At 69.9% G+C, this 385-nt stretch carries 1 protein-coding gene; it reads left to right on the top strand.

The window, feature by feature from the left end:
- Window positions 1–385, top strand: a 385-nt coding sequence (locus tag CIL05_RS23005; protein ID WP_165769197.1) for a sigma 54-interacting transcriptional regulator, incomplete at both ends; no start/stop codon positions are given.

Raw genomic sequence — 385 nt, 5'->3', positions numbered from 1 at the left:
CCTCAAGGAGCTGATCACCATCGTCGGCCGCGCGCTGGCCGAACCGAAGGAGCGGGTCTCCAGTCCCGCCGACGACGGCGAGTTCGACTCGATCCCGCTGGTCGGCCGCTCGCCGGCGATGCAGGAAATCTACCGCGTGCTGGCGCGGTTGATGCAGACCGATCTCACGGTGATGATCTCCGGCGAGTCCGGCACCGGCAAGGAGCTGGTCGCCCGCGCGCTGCACGATTACGGCCGGCGCCGCAACGGCCCGTTCGTCGCGGTCAACATGGCGGCGATCCCGCGCGACCTCATTGAGTCCGAGCTGTTCGGCCATGAGCGCGGCGCATTCACCGGCGCCAACACCCGTGCTTCCGGCCGCTTCGAGCAGGCCGAGGGCGGCACG

This window comes from Virgibacillus profundi, assembly GCF_002287375.1.
GTDB lineage: Bacteria > Bacillota > Bacilli > Bacillales > Amphibacillaceae > Virgibacillus_K > Virgibacillus_K profundi.
The sequence above is the reverse complement of the archived record's forward strand: the minus strand, read 5'-3'. Positions and strand labels throughout refer to the sequence as shown.